The organism is Actinoplanes sp. NPDC048796, from assembly GCF_040650035.1.
Taxonomy (GTDB): Bacteria; Actinomycetota; Actinomycetes; order Mycobacteriales; family Micromonosporaceae; genus Actinoplanes.
Genome location: NZ_JBEZGO010000001.1, coordinates 77510 through 101848, shown reverse-complemented (window position 1 = coordinate 101848; position 24339 = coordinate 77510). Strand labels below are relative to the sequence as shown.

The window sequence follows — 24339 nt, the reverse complement described above, 5'->3', positions numbered from 1 at the left end:
TATGGTTATGGAGGTCCCATGTTCGCCCATGTGCTCCTGGCCCTCACCCTGGCCGTGCCCGCCTACGTCGACCAGCAGCAGAGGGAACTCGAGATCCCTGGCGTGGCATACGCGATCGTCACCCGCGACCGCGTCGTCGAACAGCACACGTCCGGCGTCACCCCGCAGACCCCGTTCCTGATCGGCTCGGTGTCCAAGCCGTTCACCGCGCTGACCGTCATGCAGCTCGTCGAGCAGGGCCGAGTCGCCCTCGACGACCCGGTGGGGCACCACCTGCCGTGGTTCGCCTTCCCACAGATCACCGTGCGCCAACTGCTCAACCACACCAGCGGCCTGCCACAGTGGGCCTCCCGCACCGACCGCTTCGACAACACCCCCGACGGCCTGAACCGTTCCGTACGTGACCTGGCGTCAGCCCGCCTGGGCGCACACGAGTACAGCGACGCCAACTACATGGTCCTGGGCGCGATGGTGGCGGAGGTGACCGGCCGCCCGTTCCGCGAGGTGTTGCAGCGCCAGGTCTTCGGCCCGCTCGACATGCGTCACACGGTCGCCCAGTCGGCCGGCCACCGCTACTGGTTCGGCCATCCCCGCCGTTTCGAGGCCCCCTACGACCTTTCCGGTCTGCCCTACGGCTACGTGACAGCGTCCCTGCAGGACATGACGCACTTCGCCATGGCCCACCTGAACGGCGGCCGTTACGGCTCCGCTCAGCTTCTGAAAGCCGCCACCGTCACCCAGATGCAGACCGCACAGACCGAGGTCGGGTACGGCCTGGGCTGGCGCGACACCACACTGGACGGCACCCGTATCGTCTGGCACGCCGGCGCCGCCCCCGGCTTCTGGGCTCACCTGGTCCTGGTGCCGAGCGCCGGCCTGGGCGTGATCGTTCTGGCCGACGGTTACAGTCCCGCCCTCGACGAACGCCTGGCCTCGATCGCGTTCACCATCACCCGCATGGCCCTGGGTGGCGCCCCCGGCCCGTCACCCGGCTGGGATCCGCTGCTGCGGGGAACCCTCTACACACTGGCCGCCCTGGCCGGCCTGCTCACCCTGACGATCGCGATTTCCGCCGTACGCCGCAGGGCCCGCCCCGGAGCCGCCGCGTTCCTGTGGGTCGCCGCGTGCGCGCTCCTGGCCACGCTGGTCCTGCTGGTGCTACCGGCTTCCATGGGCTACACCCTGACCCAGATCCACTTGTGGACCCCCGACATCTTCTGGTCGATCGTCGCCGTGGCCACCCTGGCCAAGATCCTGGCCGTCCTCCGCGTCACGCTGGCCGCCAGGGCCGCTCGCCACGGCAGCCGCCATCACAGCGGCCCGCCGAGGCGCCGTACGCCCCTTCGCCCCCGGCGTTCAGCGGCTCCGGGCTGACACCGGTCACCGAAGCCGGGTCGGCGGTGCGCCAGGTCCCGACGACTCTCCGCGGGGAACCGCACCACGTCTTCGCCTGCGCTGCCTCAGCCTGCAACCCGCCCGGCAAACGGACGAGGCGACCGGGTCTGCGCTGCACAGCCGGCCGCGGTAGGAGAGCCTGCTCCCCATCACCGTCGCGCTTCTAGCTCTTGCTTCGAGCTGCGGCCCGTTGCTTAGATCGCGGCTTCTCCTTCGGCCCTGGTGCTGACGTCAGCCCTGGCTCTCAATGGGCCGGCAATTCCTTGGGCGCGCTTACTTTCGCCCGGTCTCGCTTCGGTCCAGCCCGACTTCGGAGGAGGCGTTCACCGGACCGGTGTGCCCGCTCGGGGTCTTCAACCCAGCCCGGCTTCCGGGCCGGCGTTCACTGAGGCGAGGGCTTCGCGGGCGGCGGCCCCGCTCCGGGATTCGTTGCCGCTGCGGCCGAGGCGCGGATCACCGCCTCGATCGGGTCCGGCGTTCGTCGCGGCTCCGGGCAATGCCGAGACCCTGCCTGCCATGGCCTCGGTTTCGCTGCGGGAGCCGACGGTGGCTGCGACGCCCACGTCGCCCGCGGTGCCGCTCGGCGGCGGTGCCGCTCGGCCGCGGCGCCGCTCGGCCGCGGTGCCGCTCGGCGGCGGTGCCGCTCGCCGGCGGTGCCCACGTTGTGCCGCGGCGCTGGCGTGTCCCGGGGCGCGGGCGCAGGCGCGGGCTGCGGCGCTGCGTGTGCTGCGGCGTTGCCTTGGTTGGGGGCGCCCACGTTCGCCGTGGCGCCGCCTCGGTTGAGGTGCCCGCGTGTGCTGCGGTGCCGCTTTGGTTGAGGTGCCTACGTGCGCTGCGGTCCCCAGGTGTGCTGCGGTGCCGGCGTGGGCTGTGGCGCTGACTTGGTTGCGGCGACCCCGTGAGCTGCGGCGGCGCTCTCGGTTCGGCGCCGGGTTTGGCGTCGCGGGGCGGGTGGGGAAATGGCGCGGCCCCGGTGGTCCGCCCGCCGCCGTGGGCGGACCACCAGGGCTTTCAGCGCGCCGCCGGGCGAGCTGGTCTGGGGATGTTCAGTTGGGGTGAGCGCGTCCTGACGGCGTGGTGGCCGCCACCGCGGCCGTCAGGACGCGCTCAGCTGGGGGCGGGGCGCCGGGCCTCGGCGAAGATCTGGTCGTAGGCGATGAGCCAGCGGATCTGTTCGCGTGGGGGGACCTGGCAGCCGCGCAGGAAAGCCAGCAGGGTGTCGCGCCGCGAGTGGCCGCGGGCGGCGATCAAGTTGTGGGCCGTGGCGCGGGAGATGGGGGTGCCGGCCAGGCTGCTGCGGCGCACTACGGCGTCGACCGAGCATCTACGCTGTGTCATCAGAGCTCGGAGCCGCCGTCCCAGCTCTTGCGGGGTGGCGGCGCCGGTAGGGTCGGGCGGAACGTTCGGCATGGTTGCAACGCTCATGAAGAATTGCCTCCAACGGCTCCGGTCCTCGCGGCAACGAGGATCTTTCCGGGGTCGATGTAGATCCTGGTGCGGGCGCCGGGGCGAAACAAGAACGCGGTTGCGCACGAAAACCCGAGCTCAGGGCGCTGAACGCTCCGTGACGCCGGCGAACCGCACGCCGCGTAGCCACGCTGGGCCGGCGGCGGTCCTCAAGCGCCCGATGGTCAGCACATCGACATCACGGTCGGTAGTCGTCGACGTAGGTGATCTCGTAAGGTTCACCCAGCTGGCGCCCTTCCGAGATGAAGGCCGTCAGCCGGAAGCGGCGCGGGCCTGCGATTCTCGACGGGTGGATCCGATCGTTGCGGAAGTGCTCGATGCGGTGGGGCGGGAGGATCGGGCGGCGCTGATCCGGCTGCTGCATCCCTACCTGCACTGGACCGAGGGCGGCGTGACCGTGCGCGGGCGTACCAAGGTTCTGGCCCGGCTGGCCGGTGTGCCCGGGCCGCCGGCGTCGTACGAGTTGCGGGACGGGCAGATCTACCGCTGGGTGTCAGCCCAGGACGGGTAGCCGGGCCGCCGGCGGGGACTGGTCCGCCGTGGGTGTCTCGCGGCCGGTGCCGAGCAGGACCGCTGTCTCGTCGGACCAGGTGGTGGGGAGCGGTTCGCCGGCCAGGGCCTCGACGGTGCGGCGGGCCAGCCGCAGCGCCGGGGCGTGCGGGGGCGACGTGGTGATGTCCAGGTGGTGCACGGCCAGCTCGACCGCCCAGGTGGCCAGGAAGTCGCCCCACGGGAGCACGTGACCCTGGAACCGCACAGCCGACGGCTTCCGGGTGAGCACGGCCGCCCGTACCCCGTCAATGGTCGGGGTCAGGTGTTTCAGCAGGTCGGAGGGGCGCTGGTACGCGGCGGCCACGCGCCGGACGAACTGGATGCCGGCGATGTCGGGCTGTGCGGGTTCGGCCGGGGTGAAATCGCGCCAGTACGAGGCGGCGTCGGTGTCGGGCCGGGCGTCGGTCGCCGTGACGCAGCCCAGCAGCATCTCCTGCAAGCCCTGGTGGACGTGCACCAGAGTCTCGCTCACGGTCCAGCCGGTGCAGCGGCTCGGCGCCAGCAGGGCCTGGTCGGAGAGTGCGGCCGCGGTGCCGATCAAAAGGTCCATCTGACCGAGGAACGCCGAGCGCGCCTCGTCCGGGTCCACGTGCATGGCGTTCTCTTACCCAGAAACTACGTATAGACATCGATCACTGCACGGGCGAGAGTGGGACGCATGGCCAACTCGACGAGGCGTACGTTTCTGTCGGCGTCCGCGGCTGCCGTGGCGGCGCCGCTCGTGGCGGGTGAGGCGAAGGCCTCGGTGGAACCGCGGCTGAGGGCGATCCTCAACGAGATCGACCCGCGGCGGATCGAGGCCGTCGTCCGGCGACTGGTCTCCTTCGGTACGCGGCACACGCTGTCCAGCCAGGACGACCCGTCGCGGGGGATCGGCGCGGCCCGGGACTGGATCTACGCGGAGCTGCGGCGGTACGCGGCCGGTACGCCGATGACCGTGGAGTTGCAGTCGTTCGTGCAGCCGGTGTCGCCGCGCGTGCCGGAGCCGACCCGGATCACCAACGTGATCGCGACGCTGCCGGGCTCGGTGAATCCCGAGCGGATCTACGTGGTGACCGGGCACTACGACTCGCGGGTCACCGACGTCATGAACGCGACCGCCGACGCGCCGGGCGCCGACGACGACGCCTCGGGCGTGGCCGTGATCATGGAGTTGGCCCGGGTGTTCGCCCGCCGGCGGCCCGAGGCGACGCTCGTCTTCGCGGCCGTGGCGGCGGAGGAGCAGGGGCTTTACGGCTCCGATCACATGGCTCAGGTCTACCGGGACCGGGGTGCTGACATCCAGGCGATGTTCAGCAACGACATCGTGGGTACGGGCGACGCGCACGACGGCAGCGCGCCCCGTCCGCGCCAGGTGCGGCTGTTCGTCGAGGGAGTGCCGACGTCCGAGACCGCGGCCGAGGCCAGGACCCGGCTGAGTGTCGGGGGTGAGAACGACGGTCCCTCGCGGCAGCTCGGGAGGTTCGTCAAAGACCTCAGGACCGATCTTGACGTACGGGTCATCTGGCGCCGTGATCGCTACCTGCGCGGCAGCGACCACATCTCGTTCCTCCTCCGCGGCTATCCGGCGGCCCGCTTCACGGAGCCCCGGGAGAACTTCGCCCACGAGCATCAGGACGTACGGGTGGAGAACGGTGTCCAATACGGCGATCTGATCGAATTCTGCGACTTCCGGTACATCGCCGGCGTGGCCAAGACGAACGCGGCCGTCCTCTGGTCGCTGGCGCAGGCCCCCGGCACGCCGCGCGGTGTGGTCATCGACACCACGCAGCTCACCAACGAGACGACCCTGCGCTGGGAGATCGGCCCCGAACCGGACCTGGCGGGCTACGAGATCGTCTGGCGGGAGACCACGGCCCCGGACTGGCAGCACCGGCGCGACGTGGGCAAGGTCGGCACGATCACCATCGACCTGTCGAAGGACAACGTCTTCTTCGGCGTACGGGCGTACGACCGCGACGGAAACCGCAGCCCGGTGGCGGCGCCGAAACCGTCGTCGTGATCGGCCGACCGAAGTAGGACAGAACGAATCCGCAGGTGCGCGGCAGTGCGACGATGACTTTCATGACGTTGGAACACACCGTGCGCCTCCGGTTCGGGGACGCCTCCCGTACGGCCGCGACGCACACCAACCTGTCCGCCGTCCGGCTGGACGGGCCCGTGCTGTGGATCGCCGGCGACGAGACCGCGACCCTGGAACGGCTGACCGTCGACGACCCCGCGCAGCCCACCGAGTTCGGCGACGAGCGCAGTTTCCGCCTGGCCGACTTCGTCGACCTGCCCGGCGTCGACGCCGACGAGGAGGCCGACGTCGAGGGCCTGGCCCGCACCGGGCAGTTCCTGTGGGCGGTCGGCTCGCACAGCCTGCGCCGCAAGCAGATCAAGGAGCGGCACGAGGGTTCCCGGGCGCTCAAACGCCTGGCCCGGGTCGAGGGCCAGGACAACCGCCAGATCCTCGTACGGCTGCCGGTCGTCGACGTCGACGGTCTGCCCACGCCCGTCCGCGAGGTGACGGTCGACGGCGTCCGCCACCGGGCGGCCGCCCTCGGCAAGCGGGACGCCCTGCGGACGCTGCTGCGCTCCGACGAACACCTCGGCCCGTTCCTGGGCATCCCCGGCAAGGACAACGGCCTGGACATCGAGGGCATCGCCGTCCGCGGCGGCCGCGTCTACCTCGGCCTGCGCGGCCCGGTGCTGCGCGGCTGGGCGTTCGTGCTGGAACTGCGCCCGTACGTCACCGCGGAGGACCCGGACCGCCTGCGCCTGACCCCGTTCCCGGACGGCAAGCTGTACCGCAAACACGTGCTGGACCTGGACGGCCTGGGCGTACGCGACCTGTGCCCACACGGCGACGACCTGCTCATCCTGGCCGGCCCGACGATGGACCTGGACGGCCCGGTCCGCATCTACCGCTGGCACGGCGCCGCGGTGGCCGAGGAGCCGGTCATCGTCCGCTCCGACCTGATCACCCGCGAGCTCGAACTGACCTACGGCGAGGGCGACGACCACGCCGAGGGCCTGAGCCTGGTCGGCGACGACCGCGTCCTGGTCGTCTACGACAGCCCGGCCCCGGTCCGCCTGACCACCGACGGCGCGGTCGTCGCCGACGTCCTCAAGCTGCCCTGAGCTGGGTGACCGGCTGGGGGCGGGTGGCCGACAGCGACGTGATGAGCGTGGTGGCGCTGGTCACGGTGAGGGCGATCGCGGCCACGGCGCCGATCTGGGTCCAGGGCAGGTCGAGGGTGGCGGTGCCGGTGACGGCCTTCGTCGTGGTGAGGACGGCGATGAAGGTCGCGGCGGCGGCCACGCCGCCGAGCAGCAGGGCCGAGACCGTGATGGCGTACGACTCGAGCAGCGACGAGCGGACGACCTGGCCCCGTGTCATGCCGGTGACGCGGGCCTCGGCGAACTCGCGGCGGCGGGTGGCGGCGCCGATGACTATCGAGTTGACGACGCCGATCAGGGCGTAGAGGCCGCCCAGGCCCAGCACGATCAGCATGATCTTCTCGTTTGTCGAGTTGGCGGCGTCGGCGTCGGCGCGCAGCCGCTCGTCGAGGGTCGACACGGTGCCGAAGCGGGCGAGGCCGGCCCGGGTCGCCGCCACGTCCGCGTCCTTCGTCAGTGTGACGAACGATCGGGTGGGTGCGTCCCGCAGTTCGGCCGCGGTGAGCAGGCCGGGCGGTACGAGCAGGTTGGCCCCGCCGGTCATCGTGGCCGGCACGCCGGCGACGATCGGCAGGTCGCCGAGGTCGCGATCGGGCACCTTCAGCCGGATCGTGCTCCCGGCGCCCGGAACGTCGCCGCCGGGACCGGCCGCGACCTGCCGGCCCTGAAGGCCCGTCAGCGCGGCGCTGTCGTCGTGCGTTGCCGGGTACGCCCCGGGGTCGATCACCAGAAGGCTGACCGTCTCGGTCTCGCGGTCCTCGCCGGAGCCCGTGGTGACCTCGCCCGGCAGCCGCGTCTCCACCGACACCGAAGCGACGCCCGGAATGTCGGAGACAGCGGCCGCGCCGGACGGCTCGGACAGCCGGGGTGGGCCGGTGGACTCCACGACCAGGTCGGCGTGGGTCTGGGCGGCCAGTTGACGGACGCCCGAGGCCGTGAAGGAGGCGCCGGCGCCCACGTTGCCGACGATCAGGGCGACCAGCACGATCAGCGGCGCCGCCACGGAAGCGGTGCGGCGGCGGGCGTCGCCCAGGTTGGCGCGGGCCAGGCCGCCCGGGGCCCGCAGCGGGACCAGGCGGGCGATCAGCGGCACCAGCAGCGGGGCGAACGCCACCACCGCCACGGCGGCCGGGATCGGGACGTTCATCGCCATCGCCATGCCGCCGGCCGGGCCGCCGAAGGGGGCCACGATCATCAGGGCCAGCGCGCCGCCCAGGAAGACCAGGCCGATCAGGGCTCGGCTCCACGTCATCACCCGGGCCGCCGGGCCGGTTTCGCGCAGCGCCTCCAGGGGGCGCACCCGGGCCGCGCGCCGGGCCGCGACCAGGACTCCGGCGACCGCGAGCAGGATGCCCGTACCGAAGGAAACCCCCAGAATCCATCCTCGCCACTCGCCGGCGAAGCCCGGCGGCACGAAGCCGAACTCGCGCATGAGCCAACCCTGGAAGCTCATCACCGCCAAGCCGGCCGGAACGCCCAGCACGGCGCCGAACGCGCCCAGCAGCACCGCCTCGCCCAGCAGCAGGCGCCGCAGCTGGCCGCGGCTTCCGCCGACCAGGCGCAGCAGGGCCAGGTCGCGGCGGCGCTGGTCGACGGTGAAGGCGAACGTCGAGCTGATGATGAAGCCGGCCAGGAAGACCGCCCCGCCCAGCACCACGCCCAGCATCGACACCGCGGCCGTCGTGCCGTCGGCGAACTCCATCCGCTCGACCGCGCTCAGGCCGGCCGGCGGGTCGAGCAGGGCCGCCGTGATGAGCAGCAGCAGCGAGGACTGCACGAGCGCCACGCCCAGCGTGACCGACAGCAGCGCGCCGATGAACAGGGTCCAGCGCCGTCCCGCCATCTCAGCGCTCCCACTTCGCGAGCCGGTCGGCCACCTCGTGGGTGCTCGCGCCGGTCAGCCGGTCGACCACGCGGCCGTCGCCGAGGAAGACGACCGAGTCGGCCCGCGCGGCCGCGCCCGGATCGTGGGTGACCATGACGATGCTCTGGCCCGCGTCGGCCATCGCGCGCAGCAGGTCGAGCACCGTCCGGGCCGCCGTGGAGTCGAGGGCGCCGGTCGGCTCGTCCGCGAACAGCACGTCGGGCCGGGTCACCATGGCCCGGGCGATCGCCACCCGCTGCTGCTGCCCGCCGGACAGCTCCCGCGGCTTGTGCCGGATCCGGTCGGCCAGCCCGACCGCGTCGAGCGTGGCCCGGACCTCCGCCCGCGACGGCTTCCGCCCGGCGAGGCGCAGCGGCAGGGCCACGTTCTGCTCGGCGGTGAGCGAGCCGATCAGGTTGAAGCTCTGGAAGACAAAGCCGATTCGGGTACGCCGCAGCGAGGTCAACTGCGAGTCCCCGGCCGCCGTGATGTCGGTGTCGCCGACCAGCACCCGCCCGCTGTCGACCCGTTCGAGGCCGGCCGCGCAGTGCAGCAGCGTGGACTTGCCGGAGCCGGACGGGCCCATCACGGCCGTCCAGCCACCCCGGGGAAAGTCGAGGGTCACGTCATCGACGGCCCGCACGGCCGTCGGTCCTCGTCCGTACACCCGGCTGATGCCCTGAAGGGCGACGGCGGCCCCCGTCATCGTCATCGTCGTCATGCCGTCGACGCTATTTTTCGCCGGCGCGGAAAGCGCTCCCGCCGGCCCCCGTCTTCGAGGTGGTGCTAGCTCCCCGGTTTCCAGCCGAGGGCGGGGCCGAGCTTGGTGGCGATGTCGGTGAGGATCTGGACGTAGTCGTCGTGCTCGAAGCTGAACGGCAGGGCGAACGCGACCTCGTCGATCTCCCGGTACGCGGCGTGGGCGTGCAGCTGGTCGGCGATCTCGGCCGAGGAGCCGACGTAGTCGCGGGAGAACAGCATGCGCGCCGGGCCCTGTGGTTCCAGGGTGCGAGGGGTGCGCTTGTCGACGTACGCCGAATACTTCGCCTTCTGCTCCTCGGACGCCGAATCCGTAGGGATGACCACGAGGCCCTGGGAGACGCGCCCGGCGGGGTGGGCGGCGCGGAAGGCGCGGATGTGGCTGAGCTGGATGTCGGCGAAGTCGGTGCCGTCCTCGGCCTTGACCACGTTGCTGGTCAGGAAGTTCATGCCGTGCTCGCCGGCCCACTGGGCCGAGCGGAGGCTGCCGCCGCCGTACCACATCCGCTGGCGCAGGCCGGCCGCGTGCGGCTCGACGCGGGGCGAGAAGACCTCGAAGCCCTGCGTGCCCTCGAAGTCGGTGGCCTGCTCGCCGGCGACGAAGTCGAGCAGGCGTTCCACCCGGCCGTAGCCGAAGTCCTCGTCGTGGTCGGGGTAGAGAGCGGGCTTGACCTTGTCGTAGTTCATCGGCGGGCCGACGCTGACGCCCGGGTTGAGCCGGCCGCCGGAGAGGATGTCGACGGTCGCCAGGTCCTCGGCCAGGCGCAGCGGGTTCTCCCAGCCGAGCGGGATGACCGCGGTGCCGAGCTCGATCCGGCTCGTGCGCTGGCTGGCCGCCGCCAGCACCGCGACGGGCGACGAGATGCCGTACTGCAAATGGCGATGCCGGACCCACGCGCTGTCGAAGCCCAGGTCCTCACCCAGCTTGATGATCTTCAGGGTCGTCTCGTGCCCGGGTCGCGGGTCGGCCCCGTCGAAGAGCCCGATCGTCAGAAAACCCAGCTTGCGCAGTGATCCATCCGCCATGGACCTACCCTGTCACGAATGACGGCCCTCGAGGACGTGACATTCCCTTCACCTTCTTCTCCTACCGACTCACAGGGTGTTGAGCCCTTTCTGGCCTGGCTCGATTTTCTGCGCGGCGCGGTGCTGCGCAAGGCCCTCGGCCTGACCGCCGAGCAGGCCCGGTGGCGGCCCGGCGGGAAGCTGCTGCCGCTGGCCGGCCTGGTCAATCACCTGACCAACGTCGAGCGCCGGTGGATCGACGGTGTCCTGCTCGGCGGTTCGACATTCAAGGACGTTTCCGAGTACGAGGCCCCGGCGCTCCCCATCGAACTCGTCATCACCGCCTATCGGGAGAGGGCGGTCGCGACCGCCGGCGTGGTCCGGTCCCTGGGCGACCTGGAGGCGCGATCGCGGGACGGGAAGTACGACCTACGCTTCGTGCTACTGCATCTGATCAACGAGACGGCTCGGCACGCGGGGCACGCGGACGCCGTGCGGGAGCTGCTGGACGGAACGGTGGGAGAATGACGGCTCTGATCACGGGCGCCTCGCGGGGGCTCGGCGCGTTCATCGCCCGGCGGCTGGCGGAGGCCGAGCCGGTGGTGGTCAATTACGCGTCGGATTCCGCGGCCGCCACACGGGTCGTCGACGAGATCATCGCGGCCGGCGGGTCGGCTCGGGCCTACCAAGCCGACATCACCGATTCGTCGTCCGTGCGGGAGATGGTGGACGCGGTGGGACCGGTACGGGTGGTGGTGGCCAACGCGACCGGGCCGCAGCCGCTCATCCCGGCCGAGGAGACGACCTGGGAGGACCACCTGCGGCAGCTGGAGTTCTTCGTGAAGAGCCCGGCCCTGCTCATGCGGGCCGCGCTGCCCGGCATGAAGCAGCTCGGCGGCGGCCGGATCATCATGATCGGCTCGGACTCGTTCGAACGGGCCCTGCCGCTGGCCTCGGCCTACAACGCGGCCAAGGGCGCGCAGATCGGCCTGGCCCGCACGTGGGCGAGGGAACTGGGCCGGTACGGGGTGACGGTCAACGTGGTCGCGCCCGGCTGGATCCCGGTCGAACGCCACGGCGACGCCGACACCGCCGGCTACGTGGCCGACGTGCCGCTGGGCCGCATCGGCACCCCCGAGGACATCGCCGACGTGGTGGCGTTCGTGGCCTCGGACGCGGCCCGTTTCGTCACCGGCGAGCGGATCACCGTCAACGGCGGCCACACCATCGACTGACGAGGCTAGTCTGCGGACATGTTGATCACGGTGGTGGCCGACTACGGCCTCGGGGACCTGGCCTTCGCCGAGGTGCGGCAGCGCTTCGCCAAGCTGCTGCCGCACGCCGAGCTCGACACGGTGCCGGTGCCCCCGTTCGACACGGTGAGCGCCGGCTTCTGCGTGGCCCAGCTCGCCTTCGGCGACGGCCCGGCCGACCGGATCGTCTACGCCAACGTGGCGCCCCGCGAGGACCGGAACGAGGCCCGCCACGACAACGAGGGCGAACCGCTGGCCGCCGCCCAGCTCGACTCGGGGGTGCTGGTCGTCGGCGTCGCCTCGGGAGCGTCGCTGTCGTTCCTGGCCGCCGAGGGGGTGCCGGTCCGCGCGGTGGAGGTGCCCGACGCCGGCTCCCAGTTCCGTTCCCGCGACGTCTTCCCGGCCGCCGTGGCCGCCCTGTCCCGAGGCGAGGACCTGCTCGGCCCCGAGCTGGAACTGCCACCCCCACCGGCGAAGGCGGTCATCTACACCGACGGCTACGGCAACCTGAAAACCTCGTACACCGAGCCCCCGGCGGCGGTAGGCGCCGCCGTACAGGTGAAGATCGGCGACGTGACCACCGAGGCGGTCATCAGCGACGGCGTCTTCGCCGTCCCGGCCGGCACGATGTCGTTCGCCCCCGGCAGCTCAGGCTGGCGCCACCCGTTCTACGAGCTCCTGCATCGCGGCGGCAGCGCCGCCGACATCTTCCACCACCCGAAATCGGGAACGCCGATCGAGTTCTACTGAGCGCTGCGCGAATGCATGTGCAGAGGCGATCTGGCATATTGTGGCGAGCAGGCCGACAGCTGAATGTCATTCGGGAAAGTTGCTTTCTGCTCTGTCGCAATTGGCTACGTGGCAGTGCCGTTGGTCTATGCCAAACGTGAGTGAGTAAGAAAGGGTCTTGTTTCCTCGGACATAATGTCGATAGGGGAACTTGCCGATGTGGGGCAGGCCTACGGAGGAGCCGCGGCCGTCATCTCCTGCATCGCCTTGTTCGTCGTCGCGGCGTCGGTGACCATGCAATTCGCCCAACTCAAGGCGATGCGCCACGACGCGTTCGTGCAGTACAACGAGGGGCTGGTGCTCCTGGCGATGGAGAATCCCAAGTACCGGCAATGCTGGGGCTCCCGGATGTCCCCGGACGGCGTGGAGGAGGATCTCTTCTACTACTGCGGCAAAGTGATCAAATCTTGGTCCTGGGCATACGAGATCAAGAAGATCGATGAGGCTCAGGCGCGCGAGTATCTGGCGAAGTTCTTCGAGAGCGAGGTTCCGCGACTGTACTGGCAGCATCACGGAGACTGGCACCGCAGGGGCGCATCGCGGGAGGGGTTCCCGGCGTTCGTGAACGACGAATACTTCCGGGCGCTCGCGTCGGGGCCGCCCACGCGGAAGTTCGAGTCCTTCGCCGCGACGGCTCCGCCGGCGGCGTCAGCGTGAAAGGCGCAGTTCGCCGGTTTTCAGGCCGTCCATGAAGTTGCGCCACTCGGCCGCGTCGAAAGTCAGGACAGTTCCGGGCCTTTGCGAGTTCCTCAGCGCAACCCGTTCGCCTGAGTCGATGACTGACAATTCGACGCAGTGTGCCTCGCCGACGCAGCGGCTGCTCCGTAGCCAGGTGCGGTCGGTGTGGGTGATGCTGTCGCGGGTCAACCTGAACTCCTCGGCGGTGTTTTGTCGATCACATTACCGCCAAGATCCTCGGCGCTTGGTGCTTTTCGGCTGATGGCCCGGACGCGTCATCCGTACGATGTGGACGATCGCGGAAGCGAGACTACACATCGTCGCGCCTGAGGGCCGGGCCGGGTGTACGACCTCCATGGGCAACGATTCTCGCGGGAATAGGTCACGAGGCGGCGAGGGCCTCTTCGACTGTTGTTTCGTGGCGGCCCAGGAAGACGGGGTCCCGGTGGGTCACGACGTCGGCCACGGCCTTGACGATGGCGCCTCGTTCGCGGATCACCGAGTTGCGCCAGGGCTCCTTGTAGATCTTCACGGAGTCGTCGCCTACGCCGTTCGTGGCTATGCCCTGGGTGCGGCAGAGGGCTACCGCGCGATCCAAGTGGTACGTCTGAGTGACGATCGTCGCCGCTGTCACGCCGAAGACGCGCTTGGCCCGGGTGCACGAGTCGTACGTGTCGAAGCCCGCGTAATCCAGGGCGATCCGGGACGCCGGCACGCCGTGGGCGATCAGGTACACCTGCATCGAGCCGGGCTCGTCGTACTCCCAGCGGCTGTGGTCGCCCGAGACCAGGATCGCCTTCACCTTTCCCGTCTCGTAGAGGCGGCGGGCGATGTCGAGCCGGGCCGCCAGGAACGGTGACGGGGAGCCGTCGGCGTAGACCTCCGCGCCCAGCACGATCGCCACCGGGGCCGCCGGGACGTCCGACTCGCTGAAGACGTGGCCGCGGGCCTCACCCCGTACCCACAATTCGCCGGTCAGCAGGACCGCGACGCCCAGCATGACCACGACGACGCTCGCCAGAATGCCGCGGCGTAGCCAACGGCGAGTGAGGATCCGCACGTGCCTGACTTTGTCAGGCCGGGTCAAGGCAGCATGGCGGGGTGCTCACGCTTGACGATCTCGCCGCCGCCACCGGATACGACCCGATGATGATCTGGGCCGCCGATCGGCCCGAGGCGCGCGTCTTCGCCCGGCCCGGTGCCGTCGCGGTCGCCTGCCCGGATCTTTCCCGGCATGATCGGATGCCCGTGCACGGCGATCCGGACGCCGTCGCCGCTCTGCTGCGCGACGTTCTTCCGCTGGTCGGGCCCTCGTTTCGGCCGCTCGGGTCCGAGGCTCTGATGACTGCCGTGGCCGAGCGCCTGCCGGCGATCGAGGTCGCCGGGCGGTTCGGCTGGATGGACACCGCCACGGCGCCGCCGGCGGCCGGAGATCAACGGCCCTGTTGGCTGGGTTCCGGCGAGCTGCCCGAGGTCACGGCCCTGCTTGATTCCGCTTTCCCCGAGACGTACGCCCGTCCGGGCGGTTCCGGGGTCGCGCGCTGGGCGGGTGTCCGGGACGAGGACGGCACCCTGATCGCGGTGGCCGCCGACGCCTGGTCGTGCGGCCGGATCGGTTTCCTGGCCGGCGTGACGACCGCCGAGCGGGCGCGGGGCCGCGGACTGGCGTCCGGGCTCTGCGCCTTTGTGACACGGGAACTGCTCGCCGGCCGTGACCGGGTGGCGCTGTTCGTCGACTACTGGAACAGCGCCGCCCTGGCCACGTACAAGAAACTGGGTTTCGGTCTCCGGCCGATCGCGGCCGCTCACACGATCGTGAACGCGGCCTTGGAATAGGTGCGGGAGTTCGGGCCGACCAGCAGCTCGAACTCGCCCGGCTCGACCACGCGACGGCCGTCCGCGGTGACCAGCGAGCACGCGCTGGCCGGCAGTTCGAGCTCCACCGTGCGGCTCTCGCCGGGCGGGACGGAGACCTGGCGGTACGCCTTCAGCTCGCGCCCGGCCCACGTGACGCTCGTGACGAGGTCGCTGATGTAGACCTGCACGGTCTCGACGGCCGGGCGCTCGCCGGTGTTGGTGAGCGTGACCGTCGCCCGGACGACCCCGTCGGCGGCCACCTCGGGTGTGGTCACGGTCAGATCGGCGTACTCGATCGTGGTGTAGCTCAGACCCTCGCCGAAGGCGAACAGCGGGTCCTGGGTCAGGTCGGCGTAGCGGTCGCCGTGCTGGCCCCGGATGGTGTTGTAGTAGACCGGCTGCTGGCCGACGTGCCGGGCCACCGACAGCGGCAGCCGGCCGCTCGGCTCGATCAGGCCCAGCACCAGCTCGGCGACGGCCCGTCCGCCGCGCATGCCCGGGTTGAAGGCCTGGATGATCGCGGCCGCGTCGAGGGCCGACTCGGGCAGCACCGACGGTTTCGACTGGACCAGCACGACGATCATCGGGGTCTTGGTGGCCGCGATCGCGTCGAGCAGGGCGATCTGGCCGCCCTGCAGCTCGAGCGTGGCCGTCGACTTGTGTTCGCCGGTCAGGTTCACCGTGTCACCGACCACCACCACCGCGAAGTCGGCCCGGATCGCCTTGTCGCGGGCCACGTCGATGAGGTGGCGGTCGACCGGCGCGGCCTGCGAGATCGGCGGGCGCGGCTGCCCGTCGGGGTAGGTCTCACCCTCGGGGTCGGGCACGAGCCGTTCGATCTCGGCGCCCTTGGCGTAGTCGATGTCCCAGTTGGCCGGCGCGACCGCGCGGAAACCGTCGAGCACCGTCTCGATCATCTCGCGGGGCTGGCCGTCGGGCAGCCAGTCGATCTGGCCGGAGTCGCCGGCCCAGTCGCCGAGCTGCGCCGACGGGGAGTCGGCGTTGGGGCCGATCACGGCGATCCGGCGGAACTTGGCCGCCGGGTCGAGCGGCAGCGTGCCGTCGTTGCGCAGCAGGGTCAGCGAGCGGCGGGCCACCTCGAGGTTCAGCTCGGTGTGCTCGGCCGAGCCGATCACCGCCTTCTGCCGTACGGGGTCGGGGGCGCGCGGGTCCTCGAACAGGCCCAGTTCGAACTTCAGGCGCAGGATCCGGCGTACGGCCTCATCGATCTCCTCCTCGGCCAGAAGCCCTCGCTCGACGGCCTCCTGAGCGCCCTCGAAGAAGCCCGGGGTGACCATGACCAGGTCGTTGCCGGCCTTGACGGCGACCGCGGCCGCCTCGGCGTAGTCGGCGCAGACCCGCTGCTCCCAGACCATGCGGCCGACGTTGTCCCAGTCGGTCACGAGAGTGCCGGTGAAGCCCCACTCCTGCTTGAGTACGTCGTTGAGCAGCCACTTGTTGGCGGTGATGGGCACGCCGTCCATCGACTGGTAGCCGAGCATGAAGACCCGGCAGCCCTCACGGGCGACCCGCTCGAACGGCGGCAGGAACCAGGAGCGCAGCTTGCGCGGGCTCAGGTCGGCCTCGCTGGCGTCCCGGCCGCCCTGGGTCTCGGAGTAGCCGGCGAAGTGCTTGGCGGTGGCCAGGATCGCTGTCGGATCGGTCAGGCCGCCACCCTGATAGCCGCGGATCATCGCCGAGCCGAGCTCGCCGATCAGGAACGGGTCCTCGCCGAAAGTTTCGTCGACCCGGCCCCAGCGGAGATCACGGGTGATGCACAGGACGGGGGAGAAGGTCCAGTGGATGCCGGTGGCCGAGACCTCGACGGCGGTCACCCGGGCCACCCGCTCCAGCAGCTCCGGATCCCAGCTCGCGGCCATCGCGAGCTGGGTCGGGAAGATCGTCGCGCCCGGCCAGAACGAGTGGCCGTGGATGCAGTCCTCGGCGGTGAGCAGCGGGATCTGCAGCCGCGTCTTGGCGACCAGGTCGATCGCCTCGAGCATCTTCGCCGGCGAGGTGTGCAGGATCGAGCCGGCCAGTTTCTCGCTGACGATCTCCTTCACGTCGCCGCGGGCGTCCAGCTGGAGCATCTGCCCGACCTTCTCGGGCAGGGTCATCCGGCTGAGCAGGTCTTCCACCCGCTGATCGACGGATAGGGAGGGATTCCGGTACGGGGGGACGTCGGGCACGCGCGCCTCCGGTCGTCACGACCGCGGTGGCACGGTCAACGAAACATGAACGATCGGAGTCTGACAGCTCGGAACCGGTTCCGGCAGCCCGGAACGGTTCCGAAACTTGTCCTGTCTGTTTCCCTCAGTGGTCGGGGTCGCTCTCGTCGATGCTGGGAACCTCGAGACCAGCAGCCTCGATCGCGTCGAGGCGAGCCTCTACGGCTTCCTTCTCCCGCTGCACGAGAACGGCGTATTCCGCGAGGGCGCCGGGGTCCTCGGCGTCCTCGAGCTTGTCGAAGAAGCGCTGCGTGTTGCGGACGGCCTCGGCGTACGCCGCCGCGGCCGCACGGATCGTGATGATCGTCTGGTCTGCCATGGCGCCAGTCTTACCACCGGGCCGGTGGTTTCACTCACTCGCCGGGTAAATGGTGTTGCTCGTCGCTCGCGCCCCTTGATACGGTTCTCTGCATATTCATGCGGAGGTTGGTATGGGGATTCGGGTCGCGGTAGCGGGCGCCAGTGGTTATGCCGGGGGTGAGTTGCTGAGGCTTCTCGCCGGGCACCCGGAGTTCGACCTCGTGGCGGCCACCGCACACACCCAGGCGGGCACGCGCGTGTCCGCCGTGCACCCGCAGCTCACCGGGCTCGACCTGACGCTCGGCGCGACCGACGCGGCCGGCCTGAGCGGTGCCGACCTGGTGTTTCTCGCCCTGCCGCACGGGCAGTCGGCGGCGCTGGCGGCGCAGCTTCCCGAGACCGTGAAGGTCGTGGACCTCGGCGCCGACTTCCGGCTCCAAGACGCGGCGCCGTGGGAGAAATACTACGGCGGCGCGCACGCCGGCACGTGGACTTACGGACTGCCCGAGTTGCCCGGTCACCGGGAGCTGATCGCCTCTTCCGACCGGGTGGCGAACACGGGATGTTATGCGGCCACCATCACGCTCGCGCTGGCGCCGCTGATCGCCGCCGGGCTCGCCGACCCGGCCGACGTGGTCGTGGTGGCCAGCTCCGGCACGTCGGGCGCCGGGCGCGCGGCCAAGGCGCACCTATTGGGCAGCGAGGTCATGGGCGACCTCTCGCCGTACAAGGCCGGCGCTCACCAGCACGTGCCCGAGATCAAGCAGGCCACCGGGGCGACCTCGCTCTCGATGACGCCGGTGCTCGCGCCGATGCCGCGCGGCATCCTGGCCACCGTCACCGCCCGCCCGCTGACCGGCGGCGATCCCCGCGAGGTGCTTCAGGCCGCGTACGCGGACGAGCCCTTCGTGCACGTCCTGCCCGAGGGGCAGTGGCCGCACACGGCCGCCACCTCCGGCTCCAACTCGTGTCATCTTCAGGCCACAGTCGACATCGACTCGGGCCGGATCGTGGTCGTCAGCGCCCTCGACAACCTCGGCAAGGGCGCCGCCGGCCAGGCCGTCCAATGCGCCAACCTCATGTTCGGCCTGCCCGAGACCTCGGGCCTGTCCGTGTTCGGAGTCGCGCCGTGAGCGCTTGCGCGAACCTTCAGGAGTTTCAGTGACCGTCACATCTCCTCGCGGCTTCCGGGCCAGCGGAGTCGCCGCCGGCTTGAAGGCCAACGGCAACCCGGACGTGGCCCTGGTCGTCAACGACGGCCCCGACTTCACCGCCGCCGGCGTCTTCACCGGCAACCGGGTCAAGGCGGCGCCCGTGCTCTGGAGCCAGCAGGTGCTCAAGGGCGGCATCGTGCGGGCCGTCGTGCTCAACTCGGGCGGCGCCAACGCCTGCACCGGGCCGCAAGGCTTCCAGGACACGCACGCCACCGCCGAGCACACCGCGACGGTGCTCCGTGGCGGGCCGAAACCGCAGCTGATCGGGGCCGGTGACGTGGCGGTCTGCTCGACCGGCCTGATCGGCGAGCTGCTGCCGATGGACAAGCTGCTGCCCGGCGTCAACGCGGCGGCCAAGGCGCTGAGGGCCGACGGCGGCCCGGCCGCGGCCGAGGCGATCATGACCACCGACACGGTGGCGAAGAACTCCGTGGTCGAGCGCGACGGCTGGTCGGTCGGCGGCATCGCCAAGGGCGCCGGCATGCTGGCTCCGGCGCTGGCCACCATGCTCGTGGTGATCACCACCGACGCCTCGGCCAACAACGAGGTGCTCGACGCCGCGCTGCGCGAGGCGACCCGGGTGACCTTCGACCGGATCGACGCCGACGGCTGCATGTCCACCAACGACACCGTGCTGCTGCTGGCCAGCGGCGCCTCCGACCGGCAGCCCACACAGGAAGAGCTGACGGCGGCGGTCACCGAGGTCTGCCACGACCTGGCCCAGCAGCTGATCGCCGACGCCGAGGGCGCCACCAAGCACATCGCGATCGAGGTCAAGGGCGCGGCCACCGAGGCCGACGCGGTCGAGGTGGGCCGCACGGTCTGCCGCAACAACCTGGTCAAGACGGCGCTGTTCGGCAACGACCCCAACTGGGGCCGCATCCTGGCCGCGGTCGGCACGACGCGGGCGCGTTTCGAGCCCGACCGGGTCGACGTGGCGATCAACGACGTGTGGATCTGCAAGGGCGGTGCCGCCGCCGAGGATCGCTCCCGGGTCGACCTGACCGGCCGCGACGTGAAGATCACGGTGAACCTGCGCGAGGGCGAGATGGAAGCGACGATCTGGACCACCGACCTCTCGCACGCCTACGTGCACGAGAACTCGGCGTACTCGTCGTGACCACGCCCATCGAGAAAGCCGGCGTCCTGATCGAGGCGCTGCCCTGGCTGGAGCGCTTCCACGGCGCGACCGTCGTGATCAAGTACGGCGGCAACGCGATGATCAACCCGCAGCTGCAAGCGGCGTTCGCGGCTGACATGGTGTTCTTGCGATATGTCGGGATCAAGCCGGTCGTTGTGCATGGTGGCGGCCCGCAGATCAGTCGCATGCTCGACAAAATGGGCATCACGAGCGAATTCCGCGGCGGATTGCGGGTCACGACTCCGGAAGCGATGGACGTCGTTCGTATGGTCCTGGTCGGACAAGTCGGGCGTGAGCTGGTGGGCATGATCAACCAGCACGGGCCCTTCGCGGTGGGGCTCTCCGGTGAGGACGCGCGGCTTTTCACGGCGGTGCGCCGGGGTGCCATGGTCGATGGGGCGCTCGTTGACATCGGCCAGGTGGGCGACGTCGAGCAGGTGGACACCTCGGCGGTGGACGACCTGATCGCGGCCGGCCGGATCCCGGTCATCGCGTCGGTGGCGCCGGACGCGGACGGTGTGGTGCACAACGTCAACGCCGACACGGCGGCGGCCGCGCTGGCCGAGGCGCTCGGCGCGCGCAAGCTGGTCGTGCTGACCGACGTGCCCGGGCTCTACACCAACTGGCCCGACACGTCGTCGCTCACCTCGCGGATCGACGCCGACGCCCTGGAAAAGCTGCTGCCCACCCTGGAGGCCGGCATGGTCCCCAAGATGGAGGCCTGCCTGCGGGCGGTGCGCGGCGGTGTCCCGGCCGCCCACGTCGTCGACGGCCGCGTCGAGCATTCGACGCTGCTGGAAGTCTTCACCTCGGAAGGAATCGGAACAATGGTGGTCCCCTCCCCAGCCGGCCACCCCGCCACCACCCTCAAAAGGACTGAAGCATGACCTCCTTGATCGACCGGTGGTCGCAGGCCGGCATGAACAACTACGGGACTCCGCAGGTGGCCCTGGTCCGAGGTGAGGGCGCGGTCCTCACCGACGAGAACGGCAAGCAGTACGTCGACTTCCTGGGCGGGATCGCGGTGAACGCCCTCGGCCACGCCCATCCGGCCGTCGTCGAGGCCGTCACCCAGCAGGTGCAGCAGCTGGGGCACATCTCCAACTTCTACGTCGCCGAGCCGACCGTCGCCCTGGCCGAGCTTCTGCTCGCCCTGGCCGGCCGCTCGGGCCGGGTGCTCTTCACCAACTCCGGCGCCGAGGCCAACGAGGCCGCCTTCAAGCTGTCCCGCCTGACCGGCCGGGTCCACGTGGTCGCGACAAATGGGGCATTCCATGGCCGGACGATGGGGGCGCTGGCCTTGACCGGCCAGCCCGCCAAGGCGGATCCCTTCCGGCCGCTGCCGGGCGACGTGACGCATGTGCCCTTCGGAGATCTCGCCGAAATGGACAAATCCGTAACGTCGGAAACTGCCATGGTCATCGTGGAGCCGATCCAGGGTGAGAACGGCGTGGTGGTTCCGCCGGCCGGCTACCTCGCCGGCGTGCGGGAGATCTGCGACAAAGCGGGCGCGCTGCTCGTGCTGGACGAGGTGCAGACCGGCATCGGCCGCACCGGCCACTGGTTCCACCACCAGAGCGAAGGCGTCGAACCCGACATCATCACCCTGGCCAAGGGCCTCGGCGGCGGCCTGCCGCTCGGCGCCTGCATCGCCTTCGGGCCGGCCGCCGGCCTGTTCACCCCCGGGTCGCACGGCACCACGTTCGGCGGCAACCCGATCTCGTGCGCCGCGGGGCTGGCCGTCATCCGTACGATCGCCGGCGAAGGTCTCCTGGACCACGTGAAGCGGGTCGGCGAACAGCTGCGGCGCGGCATCGAAGGCCACCCCGCCGTCAACCATGTCCGTGGCGCGGGCCTGCTGCTCGGCATCGTCCTGAACGAGCCGATCGCGGCCAAGCTCGCCGCCGACCTCAAGGAAGCTGGTTTCCTGGTGAACGCCCCCGCGCCGGACGTCATCCGGCTCGCCCCTCCGCTGATCATCAGCACCGAGCAGGCCGACGCCCTCATCGCCGCCCTGGACGGTCTCCGGTGACCTCGTCCCCTCAAATCAGGCACTTTCTTCGCGACGACGACCTCAATCCCGAGGAGCAGAGCGACGTCCTGCACCTCGCGGCCCAGATGAAGGCCGACCGCTTCGCCCACCGGCCGCTGGCCGGGCCGCAGTCGGTGGCCGTCTTCTTCGACAAGGTCAGCCTGCGCACGCGACTGTCCTTCGAGGCCGGCATCGCCGAGCTCGGCGGCCAGCCGATCATCGTGGACACCCAGGCCACCCACTTCGGCCGGGGCGAGTCGCTGGCCGACGCCGGCCGGGTGGTCGAGCGCTACGTGGCGGCCATGGTCTTCCGCACCACCGGCGACGAACGGCTCACCGAGCTGGCCTCCGGCGTCAAGGTGCCGGTGATCAACGCGCTCACCGACGGGTTCCACCCGTGCCAGCTGCTGGCCGACCTGCTCACGATCCGCGAGAGGTTCGGCGCGACCGAGGGCCGGAAACTGGCGTACGTCGGTGACGCCGCCAACAACATGGCCCACTCCTACCTTCTCGCGGGTGCCACCGCCGGCATGCACGTCCGGGTCGCCGGGCCGTCCGGCTTCGACCCGTCCCCGGCCGTGGTCGCGCGCGCCGGCGAGATCGCGGCGTGGACCGGCGGCTCCATCGAAGTGGTCCGCGACCCGTACGAGGCGGTCGACGGCGTCGACGTGATCGCCACCGACACGTGGACGTCGATGGGCCAGGAGGACGACGGGCGCGACCGGCTCACCCCGTTCTGGCCGTACCAGGTCAACAAGGACCTGCTCGCGGCGGCCGGGCCCGAGGCGATCGTGCTGCACTGCCTGCCCGCGCACCGCGGCGAGGAGATCACCGACGACGTCATGGACGGCGCCCAGAGCGCGGTCTTCGACCAGGCCGAGAACCGGCTGCACGCCCAGAAGGCTCTTCTGGCCTGGCTGCTGGCGGTGAACGCGCGATGACCGGGCCGGTGACCAGGGCCGGACGGCACGCCCGGATCGTCGAGCTGATCAGGGACAAGTCCATCCGCTCGCAGACCGAGCTCGCCGAGCTGCTGGCCGGCGAGGGCGTCCAGGTCACCCAGGCCACCCTCTCGCGCGACCTCGAGGAGCTGGGCGCGGTCAAGGTCAGCGGCGCCTACCTCATCCCCGAGGACGGCAAGCGGCCGCTGCGCGAGACCACCGAGCAGGGGCCGGCCCGCCTGCTGCGGCTGCTCAAAGAGCTGCTCACCAGCGTCGACTACAGCGGGAACATCGCCGTGCTGCGCACGCCGCCCGGCGCGGCGCAGTTCCTGGCCAGCGCCCTGGACCGGTCGGGGCTGACCGACGTCGTCGGCACCATCGCCGGCGACGACACGATCTTCGTCGTGGCCCGCGACGCCCACGGCGGTGAGGCGCTGGCCGAGAAACTGGCCGTGTGGGCGGGCTTCACGATCGACACTCTTGAAAGGAGCACCCCGTGAGCGAACGGGTGGTTCTCGCCTATTCCGGGGGGCTCGACACCTCCGTCGCCATCCCGTACCTGGCCGACCAGGTCGGCGGTGAGGTCATCGCGGTCGCCCTCGACGTCGGCCAGGGCGGCGAGGACATGGAGGTCATCCGGCAGCGCGCCCTCGACTGCGGCGCCGCCGAGAGCATCGTGGTCGACGCCCGCGAGGAGTTCGCGGCCGACTTCTGCCTGCCCGCCCTGCGCGCCAACGCCCTCTACATGGACCGCTACCCGCTGGTGTCGGCGCTGAGCCGCCCGCTGATCGTGCGTCACCTGGTCGAGGCGGCCAAGCGGTACGGCGGCACCGTCGTGTCGCACGGCTGCACCGGCAAGGGCAACGACCAGGTCCGCTTCGAGGTCGGCATCGGCGCCCTCGCGCCCGGACTCAAGGTGATCGCGCCGGCCCGCGACTTCGCGTGGACCCGGGACAAGGCGATCGCGCTGGCCGAGGAGAAGGGCCTGCCGATCGACGTGTCGCACAAGTCGCCGTACTCGATCGACCAGAACCTGTGGGGCCGCGCCGTCGAGACCGGCTTCCTCGAGGACATCTGGAACGCCCCGATCGAGGACATCTACTCGTACACCCAGGACCCGTCGGTGGCCCGGGATCCCGACGAAATCGTCATCACGTTCGACCAGGGCAACCCGGTCGCCATCGACGGCGAGACCGTCACCCCGTTCCAGGCCATCACCGAGCTGAACCGGCGCGCCGGCGACCAGGGCGTCGGGCGGCTCGACATGGTCGAGGACCGCCTGGTCGGCATCAAGAGCCGCGAGGTGTACGAGGCGCCGGGCGCCCTCGCCCTGATCGCCGCGCACCAGGAGCTCGAGAACGTGACGGTCGAGCGCGACCTGGCCCGCTTCAAGCGCACGGTCGACCAGCGCTGGGGCGAGCTCGTCTACGACGGCCTCTGGTTCTCGCCGTTGAAGAAGGCGCTCGACGCCTTCATCGACGACAGTCAGAAGCACGTCACCGGCGAGGTCCGGCTCGTCCTGCACGGCGGCCGGGCCACTGTCACCGGCCGCCGGTCCGAGGCCAGCCTGTACGACTTCGGCCTGGCCACCTACGACACCGGCGACACCTTCGACCAGTCCCTGGCCAAGGGTTTCGTTCAGCTTTGGGGCCTGCCGTCACGCATGGCGTCGGCCCGCGACCAGCGTCTGGGAGACTGA

At 70.7% G+C, this 24339-nt stretch carries 25 protein-coding genes; 16 read left to right on the top strand and 9 right to left on the bottom strand.

Annotated features, from left to right (window positions below; translation table 11 throughout):
- Positions 1-18 precede the first annotated feature (18 nt).
- Complete coding sequence (locus AB0C26_RS00475; RefSeq protein ID WP_360239188.1) at positions 19-1374, top strand: serine hydrolase domain-containing protein; 1356 nt, start codon at positions 19-21, stop codon at positions 1372-1374.
- Between the two features lie 1128 nt (positions 1375-2502).
- Here AB0C26_RS00475 and AB0C26_RS00470 read toward each other — a convergent pair.
- A complete protein-coding gene (locus AB0C26_RS00470; protein WP_360239185.1) occupies positions 2503-2733 on the bottom strand; it encodes a hypothetical protein in 231 nt (76 codons plus the stop codon).
- A 418-nt stretch (positions 2734-3151) separates the two neighbouring features.
- Between AB0C26_RS00470 and AB0C26_RS00465 the strand changes: the two genes are divergently transcribed.
- Entirely contained in the window at positions 3152-3373 is a 222-nt protein-coding gene (locus AB0C26_RS00465; protein WP_360239182.1) for a nuclear transport factor 2 family protein, read from the top strand.
- On the opposite strand, the gene AB0C26_RS00460 is transcribed toward AB0C26_RS00465, so the two are convergent.
- Entirely contained in the window at positions 3356-4009 is a 654-nt protein-coding gene (locus AB0C26_RS00460; protein ID WP_360239179.1) for a maleylpyruvate isomerase N-terminal domain-containing protein, read from the bottom strand. The two genes, AB0C26_RS00465 and AB0C26_RS00460, sit on opposite strands and share 18 nt — an antisense overlap.
- A 63-nt stretch (positions 4010-4072) precedes the next feature.
- On the opposite strand from AB0C26_RS00460, the gene AB0C26_RS00455 reads away from it, so the two are divergent.
- Both AB0C26_RS00455 and AB0C26_RS00450 read left to right on the top strand, forming a co-directional pair.
- Entirely contained in the window at positions 4073-5416 is a 1344-nt protein-coding gene (locus AB0C26_RS00455; RefSeq protein WP_360239176.1) for a M20/M25/M40 family metallo-hydrolase, read from the top strand.
- Positions 5417-5478: 62 nt separating this feature from the next.
- Complete coding sequence (locus AB0C26_RS00450; RefSeq protein ID WP_360239173.1) at positions 5479-6540, top strand: DUF3616 domain-containing protein; 1062 nt, start codon at positions 5479-5481, stop codon at positions 6538-6540.
- Here AB0C26_RS00450 and AB0C26_RS00445 read toward each other — a convergent pair.
- The 3 genes from AB0C26_RS00445 to AB0C26_RS00435 all read right to left on the bottom strand — a co-directional run bounded on the left by AB0C26_RS00445 (position 6527) and on the right by AB0C26_RS00435 (position 10228).
- Positions 6527-8422 carry an FtsX-like permease family protein gene (locus AB0C26_RS00445; protein ID WP_360239170.1) on the bottom strand — a complete coding sequence of 632 codons (1896 nt, stop codon included), beginning with the start codon at positions 8420-8422 and terminating at the stop codon, positions 6527-6529. The genes AB0C26_RS00450 and AB0C26_RS00445 overlap by 14 nt on opposite strands.
- Position 8423: 1 nt before the next feature.
- On the bottom strand, positions 8424-9155 hold the full coding sequence (locus AB0C26_RS00440; protein ID WP_360243418.1) for an ABC transporter ATP-binding protein: 732 nt from the start codon (positions 9153-9155) through the stop codon (positions 8424-8426).
- 74 nt (positions 9156-9229) lie between these two features.
- The gene (locus AB0C26_RS00435) at positions 9230-10228 is read right to left on the bottom strand and encodes an LLM class flavin-dependent oxidoreductase (protein WP_360239167.1); all 999 of its coding nucleotides are present in this window, start codon (positions 10226-10228) and stop codon (positions 9230-9232) included.
- A gap of 18 nt (positions 10229-10246) precedes the next feature.
- Here AB0C26_RS00435 and AB0C26_RS00430 point away from each other — a divergent pair, with 18 nt between their 5' ends.
- From AB0C26_RS00430 to AB0C26_RS00415, 4 genes are all read left to right on the top strand, one after another.
- A complete protein-coding gene (locus AB0C26_RS00430; protein ID WP_360239164.1) occupies positions 10247-10735 on the top strand; it encodes a DUF664 domain-containing protein in 489 nt (162 codons plus the stop codon).
- Entirely contained in the window at positions 10732-11442 is a 711-nt protein-coding gene (locus AB0C26_RS00425) for an SDR family oxidoreductase (protein ID WP_360239161.1), read from the top strand. The genes AB0C26_RS00430 and AB0C26_RS00425 overlap by 4 nt, the downstream gene beginning before the upstream one ends.
- Before the next feature lie 18 nt (positions 11443-11460).
- A complete protein-coding gene (locus AB0C26_RS00420) occupies positions 11461-12210 on the top strand; it encodes a hypothetical protein (protein ID WP_360239158.1) in 750 nt (249 codons plus the stop codon).
- A gap of 174 nt (positions 12211-12384) precedes the next feature.
- Positions 12385-12906, top strand: coding sequence for a DUF6082 family protein (locus AB0C26_RS00415; RefSeq protein ID WP_360239155.1), 522 nt, complete (start codon positions 12385-12387; stop codon positions 12904-12906).
- On the opposite strand, the gene AB0C26_RS00410 is transcribed toward AB0C26_RS00415, so the two are convergent.
- Positions 12898-13116, bottom strand: coding sequence for a DUF397 domain-containing protein (locus tag AB0C26_RS00410; RefSeq protein WP_360239152.1), 219 nt, complete (start codon positions 13114-13116; stop codon positions 12898-12900). The two genes, AB0C26_RS00415 and AB0C26_RS00410, sit on opposite strands and share 9 nt — an antisense overlap.
- A 193-nt stretch (positions 13117-13309) precedes the next feature.
- The gene (locus AB0C26_RS00405) at positions 13310-13987 is read right to left on the bottom strand and encodes an ElyC/SanA/YdcF family protein (protein WP_360239149.1); all 678 of its coding nucleotides are present in this window, start codon (positions 13985-13987) and stop codon (positions 13310-13312) included.
- Between the two features lie 41 nt (positions 13988-14028).
- Here AB0C26_RS00405 and AB0C26_RS00400 point away from each other — a divergent pair, with 41 nt between their 5' ends.
- Positions 14029-14763 carry a GNAT family N-acetyltransferase gene (locus tag AB0C26_RS00400; protein ID WP_360239146.1) on the top strand — a complete coding sequence of 245 codons (735 nt, stop codon included), beginning with the start codon at positions 14029-14031 and terminating at the stop codon, positions 14761-14763.
- On the opposite strand, the gene AB0C26_RS00395 is transcribed toward AB0C26_RS00400, so the two are convergent.
- Together AB0C26_RS00395 and AB0C26_RS00390 are read right to left on the bottom strand one after the other, a co-directional pair.
- Positions 14733-16973: a glycoside hydrolase family 3 N-terminal domain-containing protein gene (locus AB0C26_RS00395; protein WP_360239143.1), complete on the bottom strand. Its 2241-nt coding sequence runs from the start codon at positions 16971-16973 to the stop codon at positions 14733-14735. The two genes, AB0C26_RS00400 and AB0C26_RS00395, sit on opposite strands and share 31 nt — an antisense overlap.
- Positions 16974-17097: 124 nt before the next feature.
- Positions 17098-17331, bottom strand: a complete 234-nt coding sequence (locus AB0C26_RS00390; protein WP_360239140.1) for a hypothetical protein — start codon at positions 17329-17331, stop codon at positions 17098-17100.
- A 112-nt stretch (positions 17332-17443) separates the two neighbouring features.
- Here AB0C26_RS00390 and argC point away from each other — a divergent pair, with 112 nt between their 5' ends.
- From argC to AB0C26_RS00355, 7 genes are read left to right on the top strand one after another with little or no spacing between them, the layout of a single operon-like run.
- Positions 17444-18445, top strand: a complete 1002-nt coding sequence (gene argC / locus AB0C26_RS00385; RefSeq protein ID WP_360239137.1) for an N-acetyl-gamma-glutamyl-phosphate reductase — start codon at positions 17444-17446, stop codon at positions 18443-18445.
- A gap of 28 nt (positions 18446-18473) precedes the next feature.
- Complete coding sequence (argJ, locus tag AB0C26_RS00380; protein WP_360239134.1) at positions 18474-19646, top strand: bifunctional glutamate N-acetyltransferase/amino-acid acetyltransferase ArgJ; 1173 nt, start codon at positions 18474-18476, stop codon at positions 19644-19646.
- Entirely contained in the window at positions 19643-20554 is a 912-nt protein-coding gene (argB, locus tag AB0C26_RS00375) for an acetylglutamate kinase (RefSeq protein WP_360239131.1), read from the top strand. Before argJ ends, argB begins: the two co-directional genes overlap by 4 nt.
- Entirely contained in the window at positions 20551-21699 is a 1149-nt protein-coding gene (locus AB0C26_RS00370; protein ID WP_360239128.1) for an acetylornithine transaminase, read from the top strand. Before argB ends, AB0C26_RS00370 begins: the two co-directional genes overlap by 4 nt.
- Complete coding sequence (argF, locus tag AB0C26_RS00365; RefSeq protein ID WP_360239126.1) at positions 21696-22640, top strand: ornithine carbamoyltransferase; 945 nt, start codon at positions 21696-21698, stop codon at positions 22638-22640. Before AB0C26_RS00370 ends, argF begins: the two co-directional genes overlap by 4 nt.
- Positions 22637-23140 carry an arginine repressor gene (locus tag AB0C26_RS00360; RefSeq protein ID WP_360239123.1) on the top strand — a complete coding sequence of 168 codons (504 nt, stop codon included), beginning with the start codon at positions 22637-22639 and terminating at the stop codon, positions 23138-23140. Before argF ends, AB0C26_RS00360 begins: the two co-directional genes overlap by 4 nt.
- A complete protein-coding gene (locus AB0C26_RS00355) occupies positions 23137-24339 on the top strand; it encodes an argininosuccinate synthase (RefSeq protein WP_360239120.1) in 1203 nt (400 codons plus the stop codon). The genes AB0C26_RS00360 and AB0C26_RS00355 overlap by 4 nt, the downstream gene beginning before the upstream one ends.

Excerpts from the sequence above, each read along its gene's own strand:
- AB0C26_RS00460 (WP_360239179.1), bottom strand. The coding sequence starts at position 4,009 with ATGCACGTGGACCCGGACGAGGCGCGCTCGGCGTTCCTCGGTCAGATG.
- AB0C26_RS00445 (WP_360239170.1), bottom strand. The coding sequence starts at position 8,422 with ATGGCGGGACGGCGCTGGACCCTGTTCATCGGCGCGCTGCTGTCGGTC.
- AB0C26_RS00360 (WP_360239123.1), top strand. The coding sequence starts at position 22,637 with ATGACCGGGCCGGTGACCAGGGCCGGACGGCACGCCCGGATCGTCGAG.
- AB0C26_RS00430 (WP_360239164.1), top strand. The coding sequence starts at position 10,247 with ATGACGGCCCTCGAGGACGTGACATTCCCTTCACCTTCTTCTCCTACC.
- argC (WP_360239137.1), top strand. The coding sequence starts at position 17,444 with ATGGGGATTCGGGTCGCGGTAGCGGGCGCCAGTGGTTATGCCGGGGGT.
- AB0C26_RS00415 (WP_360239155.1), top strand. The coding sequence starts at position 12,385 with ATGTCGATAGGGGAACTTGCCGATGTGGGGCAGGCCTACGGAGGAGCC.
- AB0C26_RS00450 (WP_360239173.1), top strand. The coding sequence starts at position 5,479 with ATGACGTTGGAACACACCGTGCGCCTCCGGTTCGGGGACGCCTCCCGT.
- AB0C26_RS00440 (WP_360243418.1), bottom strand. The coding sequence starts at position 9,155 with ATGACGATGACGGGGGCCGCCGTCGCCCTTCAGGGCATCAGCCGGGTG.
- AB0C26_RS00425 (WP_360239161.1), top strand. The coding sequence starts at position 10,732 with ATGACGGCTCTGATCACGGGCGCCTCGCGGGGGCTCGGCGCGTTCATC.
- AB0C26_RS00390 (WP_360239140.1), bottom strand. The coding sequence starts at position 17,331 with ATGGCAGACCAGACGATCATCACGATCCGTGCGGCCGCGGCGGCGTAC.
- AB0C26_RS00455 (WP_360239176.1), top strand. The coding sequence starts at position 4,073 with ATGGCCAACTCGACGAGGCGTACGTTTCTGTCGGCGTCCGCGGCTGCC.
- AB0C26_RS00420 (WP_360239158.1), top strand. The coding sequence starts at position 11,461 with ATGTTGATCACGGTGGTGGCCGACTACGGCCTCGGGGACCTGGCCTTC.
- AB0C26_RS00475 (WP_360239188.1), top strand. The coding sequence starts at position 19 with ATGTTCGCCCATGTGCTCCTGGCCCTCACCCTGGCCGTGCCCGCCTAC.
- AB0C26_RS00435 (WP_360239167.1), bottom strand. The coding sequence starts at position 10,228 with ATGGCGGATGGATCACTGCGCAAGCTGGGTTTTCTGACGATCGGGCTC.
- AB0C26_RS00470 (WP_360239185.1), bottom strand. The coding sequence starts at position 2,733 with ATGACACAGCGTAGATGCTCGGTCGACGCCGTAGTGCGCCGCAGCAGC.
- AB0C26_RS00370 (WP_360239128.1), top strand. The coding sequence starts at position 20,551 with ATGACCTCCTTGATCGACCGGTGGTCGCAGGCCGGCATGAACAACTAC.